Origin of the sequence: Streptomyces sp. NPDC051636 (assembly GCF_044453765.1) — a bacterium.
Taxonomy (GTDB): domain Bacteria; phylum Actinomycetota; class Actinomycetes; order Streptomycetales; family Streptomycetaceae; genus Streptomyces.
This window is the reverse complement of record NZ_JBITDA010000014.1, coordinates 176,298-193,775: the sequence shown is the minus strand read 5'-3', so window position 1 is coordinate 193,775 and position 17,478 is coordinate 176,298. Positions and strand designations below refer to the sequence as shown.

17 protein-coding genes are annotated in these 17,478 nt (G+C 69.9%); 8 read left to right on the top strand and 9 right to left on the bottom strand.

Translation table 11 applies throughout. From position 1 onward, the window contains the following. Positions 1-492 precede the first annotated feature (492 nt). Together ACIBBH_RS24650 and ACIBBH_RS24645 are read left to right on the top strand one after the other, a co-directional pair. Positions 493-1,437 (top strand): NlpC/P60 family protein, encoded by a 945-nt coding sequence (locus ACIBBH_RS24650; RefSeq protein ID WP_399407995.1) that lies wholly within the window; start codon positions 493-495, stop codon positions 1,435-1,437. 224 nt (positions 1,438-1,661) lie between these two features. Beyond that, positions 1,662-2,372: a phosphatase PAP2 family protein gene (locus ACIBBH_RS24645; protein ID WP_399407985.1), complete on the top strand. Its 711-nt coding sequence runs from the start codon at positions 1,662-1,664 to the stop codon at positions 2,370-2,372. A gap of 30 nt (positions 2,373-2,402) precedes the next feature. Here the strand turns inward: ACIBBH_RS24645 and ACIBBH_RS24640 are convergent, their stop codons facing one another. After that, entirely contained in the window at positions 2,403-3,989 is a 1,587-nt protein-coding gene (locus tag ACIBBH_RS24640; protein WP_399407983.1) for an FAD-binding oxidoreductase, read from the bottom strand. Positions 3,990-4,284: 295 nt separating this feature from the next. On the opposite strand from ACIBBH_RS24640, the gene pstS reads away from it, so the two are divergent. From pstS to pstB, 4 genes are all read left to right on the top strand, one after another. Next, positions 4,285-5,412: a phosphate ABC transporter substrate-binding protein PstS gene (gene pstS / locus ACIBBH_RS24635; protein ID WP_399407981.1), complete on the top strand. Its 1,128-nt coding sequence runs from the start codon at positions 4,285-4,287 to the stop codon at positions 5,410-5,412. A 128-nt stretch (positions 5,413-5,540) separates the two neighbouring features. Next, positions 5,541-6,548: a phosphate ABC transporter permease subunit PstC gene (gene pstC / locus ACIBBH_RS24630; protein WP_399407979.1), complete on the top strand. Its 1,008-nt coding sequence runs from the start codon at positions 5,541-5,543 to the stop codon at positions 6,546-6,548. Further along, positions 6,545-7,606 carry a phosphate ABC transporter permease PstA gene (gene pstA, locus ACIBBH_RS24625; RefSeq protein WP_399407977.1) on the top strand — a complete coding sequence of 354 codons (1,062 nt, stop codon included), beginning with the start codon at positions 6,545-6,547 and terminating at the stop codon, positions 7,604-7,606. The genes pstC and pstA overlap by 4 nt, the downstream gene beginning before the upstream one ends. Positions 7,607-7,654: 48 nt before the next feature. Next, entirely contained in the window at positions 7,655-8,431 is a 777-nt protein-coding gene (gene pstB / locus ACIBBH_RS24620) for a phosphate ABC transporter ATP-binding protein PstB (protein WP_399407975.1), read from the top strand. 104 nt (positions 8,432-8,535) lie between these two features. On the opposite strand, the gene ACIBBH_RS24615 is transcribed toward pstB, so the two are convergent. Next, complete coding sequence (locus tag ACIBBH_RS24615) at positions 8,536-9,534, bottom strand: anion permease (RefSeq protein ID WP_399407974.1); 999 nt, start codon at positions 9,532-9,534, stop codon at positions 8,536-8,538. A gap of 7 nt (positions 9,535-9,541) precedes the next feature. After that, positions 9,542-10,162 (bottom strand): DUF47 domain-containing protein, encoded by a 621-nt coding sequence (locus ACIBBH_RS24610; RefSeq protein WP_399407972.1) that lies wholly within the window; start codon positions 10,160-10,162, stop codon positions 9,542-9,544. Positions 10,163-10,368: 206 nt separating this feature from the next. Between ACIBBH_RS24610 and ACIBBH_RS24605 the strand changes: the two genes are divergently transcribed. Next, a complete protein-coding gene (locus tag ACIBBH_RS24605; RefSeq protein ID WP_399407970.1) occupies positions 10,369-10,695 on the top strand; it encodes a metal-sensitive transcriptional regulator in 327 nt (108 codons plus the stop codon). A gap of 35 nt (positions 10,696-10,730) precedes the next feature. On the opposite strand, the gene ACIBBH_RS24600 is transcribed toward ACIBBH_RS24605, so the two are convergent. Together ACIBBH_RS24600 and ACIBBH_RS24595 are read right to left on the bottom strand one after the other, a co-directional pair. Continuing rightward, a complete protein-coding gene (locus tag ACIBBH_RS24600) occupies positions 10,731-10,898 on the bottom strand; it encodes a hypothetical protein (protein ID WP_399407999.1) in 168 nt (55 codons plus the stop codon). 113 nt (positions 10,899-11,011) lie between these two features. Continuing rightward, positions 11,012-11,899, bottom strand: coding sequence for a hypothetical protein (locus ACIBBH_RS24595; RefSeq protein ID WP_399407968.1), 888 nt, complete (start codon positions 11,897-11,899; stop codon positions 11,012-11,014). Between the two features lie 143 nt (positions 11,900-12,042). Here ACIBBH_RS24595 and ACIBBH_RS24590 point away from each other — a divergent pair, with 143 nt between their 5' ends. Continuing rightward, positions 12,043-12,216: a hypothetical protein gene (locus tag ACIBBH_RS24590; protein WP_399407966.1), complete on the top strand. Its 174-nt coding sequence runs from the start codon at positions 12,043-12,045 to the stop codon at positions 12,214-12,216. A gap of 5 nt (positions 12,217-12,221) precedes the next feature. Here the strand turns inward: ACIBBH_RS24590 and ACIBBH_RS24585 are convergent, their stop codons facing one another. From ACIBBH_RS24585 to mshD, 4 genes are all read right to left on the bottom strand, one after another. Beyond that, the gene (locus ACIBBH_RS24585) at positions 12,222-12,641 is read right to left on the bottom strand and encodes an NUDIX hydrolase (RefSeq protein WP_399407964.1); all 420 of its coding nucleotides are present in this window, start codon (positions 12,639-12,641) and stop codon (positions 12,222-12,224) included. Positions 12,642-12,677: 36 nt separating this feature from the next. Beyond that, complete coding sequence (locus ACIBBH_RS24580) at positions 12,678-13,733, bottom strand: CHAD domain-containing protein (protein WP_399407962.1); 1,056 nt, start codon at positions 13,731-13,733, stop codon at positions 12,678-12,680. Next, positions 13,714-16,068, bottom strand: coding sequence for an RNA degradosome polyphosphate kinase (locus ACIBBH_RS24575; RefSeq protein ID WP_399407960.1), 2,355 nt, complete (start codon positions 16,066-16,068; stop codon positions 13,714-13,716). Before ACIBBH_RS24575 ends, ACIBBH_RS24580 begins: the two co-directional genes overlap by 20 nt. A 445-nt stretch (positions 16,069-16,513) precedes the next feature. Beyond that, the gene (gene mshD, locus ACIBBH_RS24570) at positions 16,514-17,440 is read right to left on the bottom strand and encodes a mycothiol synthase (RefSeq protein WP_399407958.1); all 927 of its coding nucleotides are present in this window, start codon (positions 17,438-17,440) and stop codon (positions 16,514-16,516) included. Positions 17,441-17,478 lie beyond the last annotated feature (38 nt).

The following is a 17,478-nucleotide window of genomic DNA, read 5'->3' as shown; positions in this document are numbered from 1 at the left end:
CGTGCTGGCGAGGCGCGACCGCGCCCCCGCACCCTGGCCGGGGACGCAGCCCACGCAAGGGAAGGCCTGCCTCGGCCCCCGCTTTTCCTGGGCCGTTCGCTCGCTTCTTCCCCGTGCTGGAGCGGCCCGGGTCAAGGGTGGCCCGAAGGGCCATCGCCGAAGGCGACGCGAAGCGCCCTTGAGGCGGGCCGTGGAAGCACGACAATGACCAGGAAGCGGGCGGCCCCCACGGTCACTGGTAACCCGCCCAGGGGTAACCCCCTCCCCCGCAAAGAGGGAAGTGCCCGCTGATGTCCGGTCAGGTCACCGACGCTGCCGCCCCCTTCCCGTACCCTGACCATTTCGGTGGCGTGAATCGGCCGAAATGCCGGCTGACTCGGTCGGCGCGAGGCGGAAGCGGACTTGAACGAGGCGCGGATGGGGGAGGGTTGAGCCGTGCGAAAAGTTTGGGTGGCTGGTGGTGTCGCCGTCGGGCTCGGTCTGAGCTTTGTGATGCTGCTTGTCGTGGGGGTTTACGTCGTCGCCGGGAACCTCGTCAACGGGGTGGGCGGAGGGGCCGTCGCGCTGGCCAAGGGGTCCGTGCCCGCCGCGTACCAGACCCTCGTACAGAAGTGGGGCAATCTGTGTCCTGCCCTCAACCCGGCACTGCTGGGCGCCCAGTTGTACCAGGAGAGCGGATTCAACCCGAATGCCAAGAGCCCGGCGAAGGCGGAGGGGATAGCGCAATTCATCCCGGGGACCTGGGCCACGCACGGGATCGACGGGGACGGCGACGGGGACCGGGACGTGTGGGACCCGAATGACGCGATTCCGTCGGCCGCTTCGTACGACTGCCAGCTCGCCTCGTACGTGAAGACCGTCCCGGGGAACGCTACCGAGAACATGCTCGCCGCCTACAACGCGGGCGCGGACGCGGTCATCAAGTACGGGGGCGTGCCGCCGTACTCGGAGACCCGGAACTACGTGAAGACGATCACCACGCTGGAGAAGAGCTTCGCCGCGCCCGTCACCCGTGTGGACCCCAGCAGGCAGGCCGCCGTTGCCATCGCGTACGCGCAGAAGAAGCTCGGCACGCCCTACCTGTGGGGCGGCAACGGCACCGCTGACCAGGGCGGACGGTTCGACTGCTCCGGGCTGACCAAGGCCGCGTACGAGAGTGTGGGGGTCACCCTTCCCCGCGTGGCCAACGATCAGTACAACGCGGGGCCGCACCCGAGGCGGGAGGAACTGCTGCCGGGCGATCTGGTGTTCTTCTCGGACGACCTCAGCGACTCGCGGGCCATCCGGCATGTGGGGATTTACGTGGGGGGCGGTTATATGATCGACGCGCCGAAACCGGGGGCTGTCATCCGGTTCGACCCGATCGACACTCCTGACTACTTCGGAGCCACCCGGGTAACCGAAGATGGCGCGAAAGCGCTCCCCACGACGGTGTGAACCCAGTGTGAACCCACCCCCTGAGCTGCGGCGATGAGTCTCTCTTCGATAACGTCTGCGTGATCATTCGGTGGAGAGTGGAACGTAGTGACGGGGGACGTGCGTTCCTGTTGACGTAGCCGAGCGGACGTCAGTGCAGCGGAAGCGGATCTACGTACCACAGGGGTGGGTAGGAGCGGCGCACGCGAGGTGCGCCCGGAGAACGACGAAGGGGCCGCAGCACCATGGCTGTACTCGCCGAATCCGGATCGAACCCCGACGTCGACCTGCTGTACGACATCAACGGACTGGCGAAGGACGCACCCGGGTGGTTCGACCGGGTGATGGAGTTCGTGGGTGAGTACGGGCTGCTGCTCGCCATGGTGCTGGTGGTGGTGTGGTGCTGGTGGTCCGTGCGGAGGCGTGCCGCGAGTGGGGACGAGGCGGCTTCGTCCGTCGCCGCGCTGGTGTGGGCGCCGTTGGCCGCCGGGATCGCCGTGTTGGTGAACGTGCCCATCCGGGGGTTCGTGGAGCGGCCCCGGCCCTTCGTCGATCATCACGAGCTGGATGTCCTCGTCTCCGGGAAGAACGACTACTCGTTCGTGAGTGATCACGCGACCCTGACCATGGCGATGGGGGTCGGGTTGTTCGTCGCGAACCGGAAGTTCGGGGTTCTCGGGATCGGGCTGGCGTTGCTCGAAGGGTTCTGCCGGGTGTACATGGGCGTGCACTATCCGACCGACGTGGTCGGGGGGTTCGCGCTCGGGACCGCCGTGGCGTTGCTGCTGTCGCCGGTGGCGATGGCCTTGCTCACCCCGGTGCTGAAGGCTGTGGGGCGGTCGCCTCGGGTGGGGTGGGTTGTTCGGCGCCGGTCATCCGGGGGCGAGGCTGAGGATGCGCTGGTTGCGGGGGCGCGGAAGTCTGTGGCGTCGGAGGAGCGGGATCTCGCCGCGTAGGTTCACCCGCCCCTCCGTCCCTCTCGGGCCCTACACCCCCTGCGGATAGCTGAAGAACCGCTCCGGGTCGTACTGCCTCTTCACCTGTGCCAGCCGTCCCGCCGCGTCCCCGTAGTACGCCTTCCGCCAGTTCGTCAGCGTCGGGTCGGTGTAGTTCTGGTAGGCCGCGCCGGAGGCGTACGGCTTCATCGCGTTGTGGGCCGACGTGAGCCAGGACTGCGCCGTGGTGCCGGAGGCCCCCGCGCTCCAGGAGGCGATGTACTGGGCGAGCATCCGGGAGCGGCGGTGGACGAAGGCCGTGGCGGTGGGGGAGACGCGGTTGACGGCGCCGCCGAGGGCGGTGAGGGCGATGCTGCCGGAGCCGCCCCGGACCGACTTGAGCTGGGCTAGCAGCTTCTGGATGCCGGCCGCCGAGAGGGAGTGGTCGAAGAAGTCGGAGCGGGCCGCGTATGTCTCGCGGCCCAGCGCGCCCTGCGGGGAGCGGCCCGGGGTCGAGCCGGGGAGGTGGCACTGGGCGGAGGTGGAGAAGGAGGAGCAGCCGGCGTATATCTCCATCGCCTCCTCGTAGCCCCGGCGGCGCAGGGAGACGCTCGAGGCGCCCGCGCCCACCTTGTCGGCGAGGCGGTCCACGGCGTTCTTGAGCTCGCCGTAGGTGCCCAGGGAGAAGGCGGCCACGGAGATCGTGGGGGTGTGGCCCGGCGTGTTGGCCAGGTGCAGGGACGACCAGATCTCGTCGGGCTGGGTCGGGCCCCACTCCTGCCAGGCCTTGACCACGGCGGCGGCCTTCGCCCAGGGCCAGGTCAGGTACGCGGTGACGGCCTGGGGGGCCGGGTGGGTCTTGAAGTGCAGCTCCGTGACGACGCCGAAGTTGCCGTTGCCGGCGCCGCGCAGGGCCCAGAAGAGGTCCTTGTTGGTCGTCGCGTTCGCCGTGAGTTGCTTGCCGTCCGCGGTGATCAGGGTGGCCTGGGTGAGGCTGTCGCAGGTCAGGCCGTACGCGCGGGAGACGACTCCGTGGCCGCCGCCCAGGACCAGGCCGGAGACGCCCACGGTGGGGCAGGAACCGGCGGGGATGGTCACGCCCTTGGCCGCCAGCGCGCGGTAGACGTCGATCAGCTTGGAGCCGGCGCCGACCACCGCCTCCTGGCCGCTGACCCGGATCCGGTTCAGCTTGGAGACGTCGACGATGAGGCGGCCGTCGCCGGAGGACCAGCCCGCGTATGAGTGGCCGCCGTTGCGTATCGCCACGCGTATGTCGTGGGCGTGGGCGTACGCCAGCGTCGTCCGGATGTCGTCGGCATGGGCGACGTAGGCGACCGCGGCCGGTTTCAGGCCGTCGAAGCGGGTGTTGTACAGCTGGTGGGCGGTCTTCCAGGTGCCCTCGCCGGGGCGGACCAGGGTGCCGTCCAGGTCGCGGGCGAGGGCGGACCAGTTGGCGGCGGTGGCCGCGCTGGTGGTCTTGAGGGGCGTACCCGAGGATGTGGACGTAAGGGCCCTGGTCGACGCGTCCGATGTGTTCGTCGCGGATCCGGCGGCCGTACCGGCCTTTCCGTTGCACCCCGCCACCGCGACCGCCGCCACCGCGGCCGCGCCGCCTGAGATGAACCTGCGCCGTTCCATGCACGTGCCTTTCGTCGGCTCCCGTGGAACGAGACGGAAGCCCAGGGCCAAAGGTTCCACGGTACGTAACCCGCCTTCGGAACCGTCACGTGCCCTCCCCGTGAGCATTCCGTGACCTCACCGGGCCGACGGCAGGGGTTCACTCCTCGTTCACTTATGGCCTTCGGCGGCTTCACCTGTTCTGCCTAATTTCGGCCGTACCCGGTGCGGAGTGCGGCCTTGACGGCGCGGTCCGGCACTACAACGACTTCGCACGCCGCCGACGGTGGCGGCTTCTGGAAGGAACTCCCGAAAAGTGAAGCTTCAGCGCAAGAACCGGCTTCGCGCCCTTTCCCTCGGTGCTGTCGCCGTCTCCGGCGCCCTGGCCCTGACGGCGTGCGGCTCCGACGACACGGGCAACAAGACGAGCGACGGTTCTTCGTCGTCGACGAGCGCCGGCTCGATCAAGTGCGACAACGCCAAGGGTCAGCTCCTCGCCGACGGCTCCTCCGCGCAGAAGAACGCGATCGACGCCTGGGTCAAGAACTTCTCCCAGGCCTGCCACGTACAGATCAACTACAAGGGCGGCGGCTCCGGCGCCGGTGTCACCGCGTTCACGCAGGGCCAGGTCGCCTTCGCCGGTTCCGACTCCGCGCTGAAGCCCGAAGAGGTCACCGCCTCCAAGAAGGTCTGCTCCGGCGGCCAGGGCATCGACCTGCCGATGGTCGGCGGCCCGATCGCCGTCGGTTACAACGTCCCGGGTGTGGACAACCTGGTCCTGGACGCGCCGACGCTCGCCAAAATCTTCGACAGCAAGATCACCAACTGGAACGACGAGGCGATCAAGAAGCTGAACCCCGACGCGAAGCTTCCCGACCTCAAGATCCAGGCGTTCCACCGCTCGGACGAGTCCGGCACCACGGACAACTTCACCAAGTACCTGATCGCCACCGCGCCGGACAACTGGAAGTACTCCGGCGGCAAGGCCTGGCAGGCCAAGGGCGGTCAGTCCGCTCCGCAGTCCGCGGGTGTGGCCCAGCAGGTGAAGCAGACCTCCGGCGCCATCGGCTACTTCGAGCTGTCCTACGTCTCGGACGGCATCAAGGCCGTCTCCATCGACACCGGCGCCAGCAAGCCGGTCGCGCCCAGCACCGAGAGCGCCACCGCCGACATCGCCGCCGCCAAGGTCATCGGCACCGGCAAGGACCTGTCGCTCCAGCTGGACTACAAGACCAAGGCCGAGGGCGCCTACCCGATCACCCTGGTCACGTACGAGATCGTCTGCGACAAGGGCAACAAGGCGGACACCCTGCCCGCCACCAAGGCCTTCCTGCGCTACATCGCCGGCGAGGACGGCCAGAAGCTCCTTTCGGGCATCGACTACGCGCCCGTTCCCGACGAGATCATCGCCAAGGTCCGTACCACCATCGAGGGCCTGAGCTGACCCGAGTGTGCGGTCCGGTTCCGCCAGGAGCCGGACCGCACCGTCCGGTGCACCGCCGCCAGGAGCCGCACCCCGTGTCCGGCTCCACGAGCCGCCCACCGAAGCGGCTCCGCAGACCGGAGAACCCGATGGACATATCGACGCAGACGACAGACACACCTCTCCCCGCCCCCCGGCCGACCGTGGTCGAGCAGAAGCGGAACGCCCGCGGCGCGACCCGCCCCGGTGACCGCATCTTCCTCGGCCTGTCCCGCGGCTCGGGTATCCTGCTGCTGGTGATCATGGCCGCGATCGCGGCCTTCCTCACCTACCGGGCCTCCCTCGCGATCAGCAAGGACCACGGCAACTTCCTGACCACCTTCGAGTGGAACACCAGCCACAACCCGCCGGTCTTCGGCATCGCGGTACTGGCCTTCGGCACGGTCGTCTCCTCGATCGTCGCCATGGTCATCGCGGTCCCGATCGCGGTCGCCATCGCGCTGTTCATCACGCACTACGCGCCGCGCAGGCTGGCCGGCCCGGTCGCGTACGTGATCGACCTGCTCGCCGCCGTGCCGTCCATCGTGTACGGCCTGTGGGGCGCGCTCATCCTCGTACCGCACATGACCGGCCTGTACGGCTGGCTCGACGACTACCTCGGCTGGACCGGCGTCTTCGACTGGCAGGGCGGTGCCCCCCGCTCGATGCTCACCGTCGGCATCCTGCTCGCGATCATGATCCTGCCGATCATCACGAACGTGAGCCGCGAGGTCTTCCGCCAGGTCCCGCAGATGCACGAGGAGGCCGCGCTGGCCCTCGGCGCCACGCGCTGGGAGGTCGTCCGCATGTCGGTGCTGCCCTTCGGCCGCTCCGGCGTGATCTCGGCCTCGATGCTCGGCCTCGGTCGCGCGCTCGGCGAGACGATGGCCGTCGCCACCGTCCTGTCCCCGAGCTTCGACATCCAGGCCAGCCTGCTCGACCCGGGCGGCGGCACCTTCGCCCAGAACATCGCCAGCAAGTTCAGCGAGGCGACGCAGGACGGCCGGGACGCGCTGATCGCCTCCGGTCTGGTCCTGTTCGTCATCACCCTGCTGGTCAACGGCGCGGCCCGCGGGATCATCGCCCGCCGCAAGGAGTACTCGGGGGCCAACGCATGAGCACCGCAAGCCTCGCCGGCAAGAGCCCCAGCACGCTGCGCGGCGCCAGCCTCCCGAAGTGGTCCCCGTGGGCCATCGCCGCCGGTTCGATCGCCGTCGCGGTCGCCATCGGCGTCGGCGCCGGCCTGAACAGCAAGGTCCAGTGGGGCCTGATCGCCGCCATCCTCTTCGTGCTGGGTACGTACGGCATCGCGGCCCGTGTCGAGGGCCGACGCCAGGCCAAGGACCGCATCGCCACCTCGCTCGTCTGGGTCGCCTTCCTGATCGCCGTGATCCCGCTGGTCTCCCTGATCTGGGTGACCGTGGCGCGCGGCGTGAAGGTTCTCGACGTCTACTTCCTGACCCACTCCATGGGTGTCGTCGCCGACTCCGAGCCGGGCGGCGGTATCTACGCCGCCATCATCGGCAGCCTGGAGCAGGTCGGCCTCGCCACCCTGATCGGTGCGCCGATCGGCATTCTCACCGCGATCTACCTGGTGGAGTACGGGCGCGGCAGGCTCGCCAAGTCCGTCACCTTCTTCGTCGACGTGATGACCGGTATCCCGTCGATCGTCGCGGGTCTGTTCATCCTCAGCCTGATGCTGATCTTCGACATGCAGCCCTTCGGCTTCGCCGGTTCGCTGGCCCTGGCCATCCTGATGATGCCCGTGGTGGTCCGGTCCACCGAGGAGATGCTCAAGCTCGTACCGAACGAGCTGCGCGAGGCGTCCCTGGCGCTGGGTGTGCCGAAGTGGCGCACCATCCTGAAGGTGGTCCTGCCGACCTCGATCGGCGGCATCACCACCGGCGTCATGCTCGCCGTCGCCCGTATCGCGGGTGAGACCGCGCCGGTGCTGCTACTGGTGTTCGGCAACCCGTTCATCAACAACAACCCCTTCGAGGGCGCGCAGGCGTCGCTGCCGCTGTACATCTACCAGCAGTACTCGCAGAGCGCGGGTGCCAACGCGGCGTACGACCGTGCGTGGGCGGCGTCCCTCACGCTGATCGCCTTCGTGATGATCCTCAACATGGTGGCCCGGGGCATTGCCCGCTGGAAGGCACCGAAGACCGGTCGCTGACGCGGCCAATCGGCGACTGATCAAAGACGTATCGGAAGTGAAGCAGACATGGCCAAGCGAATCGACGTGAGCGGGCTCACCGCCTACTACGGATCCCACAAGGCGATCGAAGACATCTCGATGACGGTCGAGCCGCGCTCGGTGACGGCGTTCATCGGGCCGTCCGGGTGCGGCAAGTCGACGTTCCTGCGCACGCTGAACCGTATGCACGAGGTCACGCCCGGCGGGCGGGTCGAGGGCAAGGTGATGCTCGACGACGAGGACCTGTACGGGTCCGGGATCGACCCGGTGTCGGTGCGCCGCGAGGTCGGCATGGTGTTCCAGCGGCCGAACCCCTTCCCCACGATGTCGATCTTCGACAACGTGGCGGCGGGGCTGCGGCTGAACGGCAGCTACAAGAAGAGCGAGCTCGGCGACATCGTGGAGAAGTCGCTCAAGGGCGCGAACCTCTGGAACGAGGTCAAGGACCGGCTGAACAAGCCCGGCTCGGGGCTGTCCGGTGGTCAGCAGCAGCGGCTGTGCATAGCGCGGGCGATCGCGGTGGAGCCGAAGGTTCTGCTGATGGACGAGCCGTGCTCCGCGCTGGACCCGATCTCCACGCTGGCCATCGAGGACCTGATCGGCGAGCTGAAGGAACGGTTCACGATCGTCATCGTGACGCACAACATGCAGCAGGCGGCGCGTGTGTCCGACCGGACGGCGTTCTTCAACCTCGCTGCGGTCGGGCAGCCCGGCAAGCTCATCGAGATCGACGACACGGAGCGGATCTTCTCCAACCCGTCGGTTCAGGCCACGGAGGACTACATCTCGGGCCGCTTCGGCTGAGCCGGCCTCCGTTTGTTGGGCCCCTCGCGGTGCTGCATGGCGGTGCCACCGCGAGGACGCAAGGGCCCGCCCCCGGATGCCGGGGGCGGGCCCATCGTCGTGCGCTACAGGAAGGCCAGGCTCACGACCCCGAACGCCCCCGCCGCCACCAGCGCCGCCGCCGGCATCGTGATGAACCAGCCGAGGACGATGTTCTTGGCGACGCCCCACCGCACCGCGTTCACCCGCTTGGTGGCGCCGACGCCCATGATCGCGGAGGTGATCACGTGCGTCGTGGAGATCGGCGCCTTGAAGAAGAACGCCGTGACGAACATGATCGACGCGCCGGTGGTCTCGGCCGCGAAACCCTGCGGCGGATCCAGTTCGATGATCTTCCGGCCCAGCGTCCGCATGATGCGCCAGCCGCCGGCGTAGGTGCCCAGCGACAGCATCAGGGCGCAGACGATCTTCACCCAGACCGGGATCGGGTCGCCGTACGTCTCGTGTCCGGAGATGACCAGGGCCATCACCACGACGCCCATGGTCTTCTGCGCGTCCTGGAGACCGTGGCCGAGGGCCATGCCGGCCGCCGACACCGTCTGCGCTATGCGGAAGCCGCGCTTGGTCTTGTGCGGATTGGCCCGCCGGAACAGCCACATGATCGCCGTCATGACGAGGTAGCCGACGATCAGGCCGACCACCGGCGACAGGAACATCGGGATGATGACCTTGTCGACGACGCCGTTCCAGTGCACGGCCGTGCCGCCCGCGAGGGCCGCTCCCACCAGGCCGCCGAACAGTGCGTGCGAGGAGGATGAGGGCAGGCCGAAGTACCAGGTGACCAGGTTCCAGACGATCGCGCCGAACAGTGCGGCGAAGAGGATGCCCATCCCCTGCGAGCCCGCGGGTGTCTCGATCAGGCCCTCACTGACGGTCTTGGCGACTCCCGAGCCGAGGAACGCACCCGCCAGATTCATCACCGCGGCCATCGCCAGAGCGGCCCGGGGCGTCAGCGCGCGCGTCGACACGGAGGTCGCGATCGCGTTCGCCGAGTCGTGGAAGCCGTTCGTGTACGTGAAGAAGAGCGCGACCGCGACGGTCACGACCAGAGCGAAGGTGTCCATGGAGGGGTCAGGACTCCTTGACCGCGATGGTCTCCACCGTGTTCGCCACGTGCTCGAACGCGTCCGCCGCTTCCTCCAGCACGTCCACGATCTGCTTCAGCTTCAGCACCTCGATGGCTTCGTACTTGCCGTTGAACAGGTGGGCGAGCAGCTTGCGGTGGATCTGGTCAGCCTGGTTCTCCAGGCGGTTGACCTCGATCCAGTACTCGGTGAGGTTGTCCATGGTGCGGAGGTTCGGCATGGCCTCCGCCGTCAGCTCGGCGGCCCGCGCCAGGACCTCGATCTGCTGATCGACGCCCTTGGGCAGTTCCTCGACGTTGTAGAGGACGACCAGGTCGACGGCCTCCTCCATGAAGTCCATGATGTCGTCGAGGGACGACGCGAGGGAGTAGATGTCCTCGCGGTCGAAGGGCGTGATGAACGAGGAGTTCAACTGGTGGAAGATCGCGTGCGTGGCGTCGTCACCTGCGTGTTCCGCGGCCCGCATACGCTCTGCGATCTCGGCCCGGGCGGAGGGGTCCGCTCCGAGCAGTTCCATCAGGAGTTTCGAGCCGGTGACGATGTTGTCCGCGGAAGCGGCGAACATGTCGTAGAAGCTCGTCTCCCTGGGGGTCAGACGAAAGCGCACTTGGGGTCCTCGGGGTGCTTCGGTTTCGGTCAGGCTGATGCTAGGCGCATCATCCGGCCACGGCTAATGGGCCGTCCCCCAGTGTCGCCCATCAAACAGAATGATCATCACCGGGGCGTACCAAGACCCCTCTACCCAGCAAAGTTGGTTACAATATACCCTCCAGGGGTATCTGTCCGGGGCTGTGTCCGGAGCGGGAGGACGCGATGACGACGACCGAGGCCGGTGCCACGGCGCCCTCCGACGGCACCACGCACGGGTACCACAAGCAGAAGGACGAGCACCTCAAGCGGCTGCGCCGGATCGAGGGCCAGATCCGTGGCCTGCAGCGCATGGTCGAAGAGGACACCTACTGCATCGACATACTCACGCAGGTGTCCGCCTCCACCAAGGCCCTGCAGTCCTTCGCGCTGCAGCTCCTGGAGGAGCACCTGCGTCACTGCGTCGCGGACGCGGCCGTCAGGGGCGGGGCGGAGATCGACGCGAAGGTGGAGGAGGCCACGAAGGCGATCGGGCGCCTGCTGCGCACCTGAGGCCGAGGCCGACCCCCCGGCGCAAGCCCCACAGGTCAGCCGTCGGTCGCGTTCCGTTCCTCGCCGACGCGCAGCACCTCGTCGATGCTCTCCAGACTGAGCCGGTCCTCGGTGGCCGACGCCGCGATGATCAGCTCTCCGCACAGCTCGATCTCGGCGAGGGCCACGTGGTCCTGAACTGCCGTACCGCCGACCGGAGCCACGTGCGTCACCTCTTCCCTGCCGTACTTGTCTGCCGTACCGGCTTCCTAGAGTAGGCAGCGCTCTACACACCGCGCATGGCACGGACGGGCTAGTTCACGGACCGCCGCGCTGACTAGTGCTCCCCTTCGCCGTTCGGTTCGTCGGATGGCTGGTTCTCGGCGATCCGGCCCGCGTAGATGTCCTTCGACAGCGGCAGCCGTACGTCCGCCGGGGCCCCGAAGTCGTACAGCAGGGTCGTCGAGGTGACCGCCACGGAGGCCTTCTGCCGGCCGTTGACGAATGAGAAGCGCTGCCGGAGCTTGCGGATGCGCCCCTCGTCGTCGAGGTAGGCGTCGAACGGGACCTCGGTCCTGGCGAACCCTTTCGCCGCCGCCAGCGCCTCCCGGTTGCCCGCCGAGGCGCTGCGCGCCGCCCTGACCAGGTCGGCGGTGCCTCGGAAGTGCCGCACCCCGATCCCGCCGACCTCGGTCCGCCCCACGTACGTCGCCCTCCGCGTCCCGCGCAGCAGTTCCGCGGCGGCGTACGGGTCCGTCGCCCCGCCCGTGACCAGGTTGCCGTCGGAGAGGGTCGCGGTGTCCACCCGGACCCATTTGCCGGCGGGCACCCCGGCGCCGCGGTTCTTCATGAACAGGGCGCCCGGCGCGAGGAGTTCGGTGATCGGGCGGTGCCCGGTGTGGCCGGCCGGGTCCTGCGGCAGCTGCACGGTGAGCCGGCCGAGCTGTCTGCGGTAGTCGTAGACGCCCTTGCCGCGGATGGTGACCCGGGTGCCGCCGGTGGCCATCTCCATCGACGTGGTGGCCTTGGAACTGCCCGCCTCCCGCAGTGTGTCGGCGGCGCGGCGCAGCGTGGTGACCGGGTCGCCCGCGTCGCGCGCGTCCTCGGCGGCGGCACCGTTGAAGGAACAGCCCATGGCCCCGAGCCCCAGACAGGCCGCGATCCCCACCGCGAACCCCACCGTGCCGGCCGTCCCGCCCGCCCGCCTGCGCTGCCGCCGATCCATCGCCTGCCTACCCCCAGCCGGTACGTCCGTCACGGGCCCCCTGTCGTTCCGGTTAACGACGAGTAGGGGGCCGCCGTCACGCGCGGCCGGAGCTTGGACAGGGCCGGACGAGCCCTTTACTTCGAGTGGGTAACTTTGTCACCGTGGCGCACCAGGACGGCCCGGAGCGGGCCCGGCACGGGCAGGAACACCTCACGACGACGAGTGAACAGGGCCGCTTCTGCGTGGCCCGCTGCTCCTGCGGCTGGCGCGGCCCCGCCCGCCGGGCCCGCAGCCAGGCGAGAGCGGACGCGGAGGGGCATGCGACGGCGGGCTGACGGGCTCACAACGGAGAGTCGCCGACCAGGGCGTCGACGAGCTCCCGGTCGCCGGGCTGGGTCAGGCGGGCGCGGGCCGCGGCGGGGGGCAGCCACAGGATGCGGTCCACCTCGTCGTTCGGGGTGAAGCCGCCCGCGACGGCCTCGGCCGCCCAGTAACGGACCTCTTTGGGGCGGTCGTGGGCGTAGTAGCACACCGTGAGCAGCTCGGAGCCGGGTTCGGCGGTGTACCCGGTCTCCTCCGCCACCTCGCGCAGGGCGCCCGCCAGTGCCTCCTCGCCGCGCCTGAGCTTGCCCTTGGGGTGGGACCAGTCGTCGTACTTCGGCCGGTGGACGAGGCAGACCTCCAGGCCGCCGTCCACCGGTGAGCGGCGCCACAGAACGCAGCCCGCCGCCTGGACGGGGCTGTCCTTCGCGGTCGTCACCGGTGCCTCACCGCCTCCTGGTCAAGGGGTTGGTGGTCAAGGGGCAGCGACCGTCTGCTTCTGCCAGCACTGCTCGAACGCGAACCGCGCCGCCTCCACCTCGTGACGCTGGTCGGCGTGGAGCACGCCGAGGGCGTACGCCGTCGCCGGGGCGATGCGCGGGGTGCGGGCCGCCTGCGCCGCGGCGGCGGCGGCCTCCGAGGCGTCCCGGTGCCGGTTCAGGGCCTGGCCGGCCGTCAGCAGGCGCAGGTCGACGGGGGCTTCGGTGCCGTGCAGCACCTCGCGGGCGTAGCGGTGCAGGCGCAGCAGCAGCCGGACCTGGTGCCAGGGGCCGTCCTGGGGGTGGGGGGACGGGTCCGGGGACAGGCCGTGGACCAGGGCCTCCGCGTTGTAGGGGTGGCCCGCGGTGACCAGGGGGAGCGCGGCGATCGCGTCGGTGAGGCGTTCCTCGGCGGCGGACGCCAGGGGGTGCAGGTCGGTGGTGGCGGCGGTGGGGGTGAGGGGGACCTCGCTGGCCAGTAAGGCGACCTTGTCCGCGACGGCGTGGAAGCGGGAGGAGCCCAGGGCCTGCAGGGCGGTGGAGTGGGCGCGGGTCCGGGCGAGGGTGAGCTGGCGGTCGAGCAGGGCACCTGCCTTCGCCGCGCCCACCGTGAGGTTGCCGCGCTCCGGCGAGGCACCGGGGGAGGGGTGACCGCCCACGGCCGCGCCGACCGCCTGCGCGGGCACCGCCGTCGACCCCGACAACCGGTGCAGCGCCACCAACAACCGCTCCAGCCGCGCCTCGTACGCGTGCTCCAGGGCCAACGTGCCCGACAGCCAGGCGAGTTCGGGCCGGATCTCCTCCGACCAGGTGGTGTCGAGCAGGGGGCGGAAGGTGTGCAGGCTGCCGCTGATGCGGCGGGCCGAGCGGCGCAGGGCGCGTGCCGCGTCGACGGACTCCTCCACGCCGTTCGACCCGCCGCCGCCGGTCTCCCGGTGCAGTCGCAGGGCGCGGAGGAACTCCGTGGCCTGGGTGCGCAGGTAGCCCGCGAGGGCGTCCCCGGTCACCACCCCGGCCGTGGGGTCCGTCGGGTCAGGGTGTTGCTGTGCCACGCCGGCGCCTCCGGGCGTCTATGAGCATCTCCTGGACGTTGCGCAGGGGCTGGCCGTCCCCGTCGGTCGCGTGCCGCGTCCACTCGCCGTCCGGAGCCAGGTGCCAGGAGGCGGTGGTGTCGGACATGCCGGTGTCGAGCAGCCGGTTGAGGGCCGCCCGGTGGGCCGGGTCGGTGACCCGGACGAGGGCCTCTATCCGGCGGTCGAGGTTGCGGTGCATCATGTCGGCGCTGCCGATCCACACCTCGGGCTCGCCGCCGTTGCCGAAGGTGAACACGCGCGAGTGTTCGAGGAAGCGGCCGAGGATGGAGCGGACGCGGATGTTCTCCGACAGGCCCGGCACGCCGGGGCGCAGCGCACAGATGCCGCGCACCCACACGTCCACCGGCACGCCTGCCTGGGACGCGCGGTAGCAGGCGTCGATGACCGCCTCGTCCACCATGGAGTTGACCTTGATGCGGACGAACGCGGGACGTCCGGCACGGTGGTGCTGGACCTCCTTGTCGACCCGTGAGACCAGGCCGTCGCGCAGGGACTTGGGGGCGACCAGCAGGCGGCGGTAGGTCTCGCGGCGCGAGTAGCCGGAGAGGCGGTTGAACAGGTCGGAGAGGTCCGCGCCGACCTGCGGGTCGGCGGTGAGCAGGCCGAGGTCCTCGTACAGCCGGGCCGTCTTCGGGTGGTAGTTGCCGGTGCCGACGTGGCTGTAGCGGCGGAGCGTCTCGCCCTCCTGGCGGACCACCAGGGACAGCTTGCAGTGGGTTTTCAGACCGACCAGGCCGTACACGACGTGGCAGCCGGCCTCCTCCAGCTTGCGTGCCCACTTGATGTTGGCGTGCTCGTCGAAGCGGGCCTTGATCTCCACCAGGACCAGGACCTGCTTGCCGGACTCGGCGGCGTCGATGAGCGCGTCGACTATCGGGGAGTCGCCGGACGTCCGGTACAGGGTCTGCTTGATCGCGAGGACGTCCGGGTCGGCCGCCGCCTGTTCCAGGAAGGCCTGCACGGAGGTGGAGAAGCTGTCGTAGGGGTGGTGCAGGAGCACGTCCCGGCTGCGCAGGGCGGCGAAGATGTCCGGTGCCGAGGCGGACTCCACCTCCGCCAGGTCCCGGTGGGTGCCCGCGACGAACTTCGGGTACTTCAGCTCGGGCCGGTCGAGGCTGTGGATGCGGAAGAGGCCGGTGAGGTCCAGGGGGCCCGGCAGCGGGTACACCTCGGCCTCGCTGATCTTCAGCTCGCGCACCAGCAGGTCGAGCACCTCGCGGTCGATGGACTCCTCCACCTCGAGCCGCACCGGCGGCCCGAAGCGGCGCCGCATGAGCTCCTTCTCCAGGGCCTGGAGAAGGTTCTCGGCGTCGTCCTCCTCGACCTCCAGGTCCTCGTTGCGGGTGAGCCGGAAGGCGTGGTGCTCCAGGACCTCCATGCCCGGGAACAGCTCTTCCAGGTGGGCGGCGATGACGTCCTCGATGGGGACGTACCGGCCCGGGGTGGTTTCCAGGAAGCGGGACAGCAGCGGCGGCACCTTCACGCGGGCGAAGTGCTTGTGGCCGCTGACCGGGTTGCGTACCACCACGGCCAGGTTCAGGGACAGGCCGGAGATGTACGGGAAGGGGTGCGCCGGGTCGACCGCGAGAGGGGTCAGGACCGGGAATATCTGGTGCCGGAAGAGCGTGAAGAGCCGCGCCTGCTCCTTCTCGGTCAGCTCGCTCCAGCGGACCAGGTGGATGCCCTCCTCCGCGAGGGCGGGGGCGACGTCCTCGTGGTAGCAGGCGGCGTGCCGGGCCATCAGCTCGCGGGAGCGGGCCCAGATCATCTCCAGCACCTCGCGGGGCTGGAGACCGGAGGCCGAGCGCGTGGCGACACCCGTCGCGATACGGCGCTTCAGGCCGGCCACCCGGACCATGAAGAACTCGTCCAGGTTGCTGGCGAAGATCGCCAGGAAGTTCGCCCGCTCGAGCAGGGGCGTGTTCGGGTCCTCGGCGAGCTCCAGGACCCGCTCGTTGAACGCGAGCCAGCTGCGCTCCCGGTCGAGGAAACGACCCTGCGGCAGCTGGACCCCGTCAACCTGCGACTCCTCGTACGCGTCGAGGTCGGCATCGATGTCGGGTTCCAGGTCGGAGACCACGGCGGCCACGGTGTGCGGGCGGTGCGCGGCTATGGAGCCCACGGAGGGCTGGACGTGCTGGACCTCTGCCTGGGTGTGTGGCTGGCTCATGACCCCATTGTTCCGCGCCACGAGCGAGACGGGCGCGTCGGAACGTGCGGGCGGGAGCGTCACGGCCCCGTTCCCCGCGGGCCCCTCGGGGGGCGGCGAAGGCTCTGGCACGACGGGCTTCATTGGCCGAGCGTCGCAAGGTCGTCTGAATCGATGGTTACGGAGACATGACGTGCGGGATATCGGGGGGCGGCTCGCGGAGTTCCGTGGCGGTGGGGTGGCGGCGAAAGTGACGGTCCCGTACGTCTCTCCCCCCGTGGAAGGACGTACGGGACCGCCGGCCCGTCACCCGCCTCCGCCCGGGCGGTGCGCCGGCGCGGCACCCGGTGGGCCGCCGTGGTCGCGGCGGCAGCCAGGTGAAGACAATGCCGGTCTCCACCAGGTGGAGGAGCCAGTAAGGGGGGCTCGGGGTGGTAGACGGCGAAGCGGCCGTCGGCGTTCCGGCCCCGGTCCACCTGCCGGACATCCACGGGCGGCCCGAACCGCTTCGGTGGCGTGCCCGTCACCCTCTGTCGCGGGCCGGCGCGGCAGGGCGGCGTCAAGATCGCCGCCCCTTGCGCGGGGTGTGTCAGGTCTCGGTGCGGTACATCAGGTCCGTCTCGTACGTCGTGAACCCCAGCCGCTCGTACACCGACACCGCCGCCTTGTTGTCCGCGTCGACGTACAGCATCGCCGTCGGCAGGCCCCGCACGGCCAGGTGGCGCAGGCCGATCGTGGTGAGGGCCTTGCCGAGGCCGCCGCCCTGGGTACCGGGGGCGACGCCGAGGACGTACACCTCGCCGAGCCGCTCCTGGGTGTGGACCTTGGTCCAGTGGAAGCCGACGAGTTCGCCCTCGCGCTCGGCCAGGAAGAAGCCGGCCGGGTCGAACCAGGGCTGGGCCTTGCGGTCGTCGAGGTCGCGCTGGGTCAGGGAGCCCTGCTCGGGGTGGTGGGCGAAGGCGGCGGCGTTGACGGCCAGCCAGGCCGTGTCGTCCTCGCCGGGGACGAAGGTGCGTACCGTCACGCCCTCGGGCAGCACCGGGTCGGGCAGCTCCAGGTCGGCCAACGGCCGCCGCATCTGGCGCAGTTCGCGGAAGAGGGTGAGGCCGAGCACCTGCGCGAGGTGCCGGGCGGCGGAGTGGCCGCCGTGCGCCCACACCCGCAGCCGCTTGCCCGAGGCCGCCAGCAGGGCCGAGCCGAGCGCCCGGCCGTGTCCGTGCCCGCGGTGTGCCGGGTGGACGACGAGTTCGGCGGCCGGCGCCTCCACCGGGTCGGTGTCCTCCAACTGGGCGTAGCCGACGAGTTCGCCGCCGACGAGCAGCAGCAGGTGCGAGACGCCCTCGCGGGCGCCGCCCTCCAGTTGCAGCCGCCCCTGCTCGGACACCGGCTGCTGCCCGTCGGTCCGGGCGGCCTCCGCGAGCAGCCCGAGCACGGCCTCGGCCTGGTCCGGGGAGAGCGCGGAGTAGGTCTCGATGGAACGGGTGTGGGCGGGCCGTTCGGTGTCGTCGCTGGTCATGCGTATGAGGGTACGGGGCGGCCCCGGCCTGGTGCCGG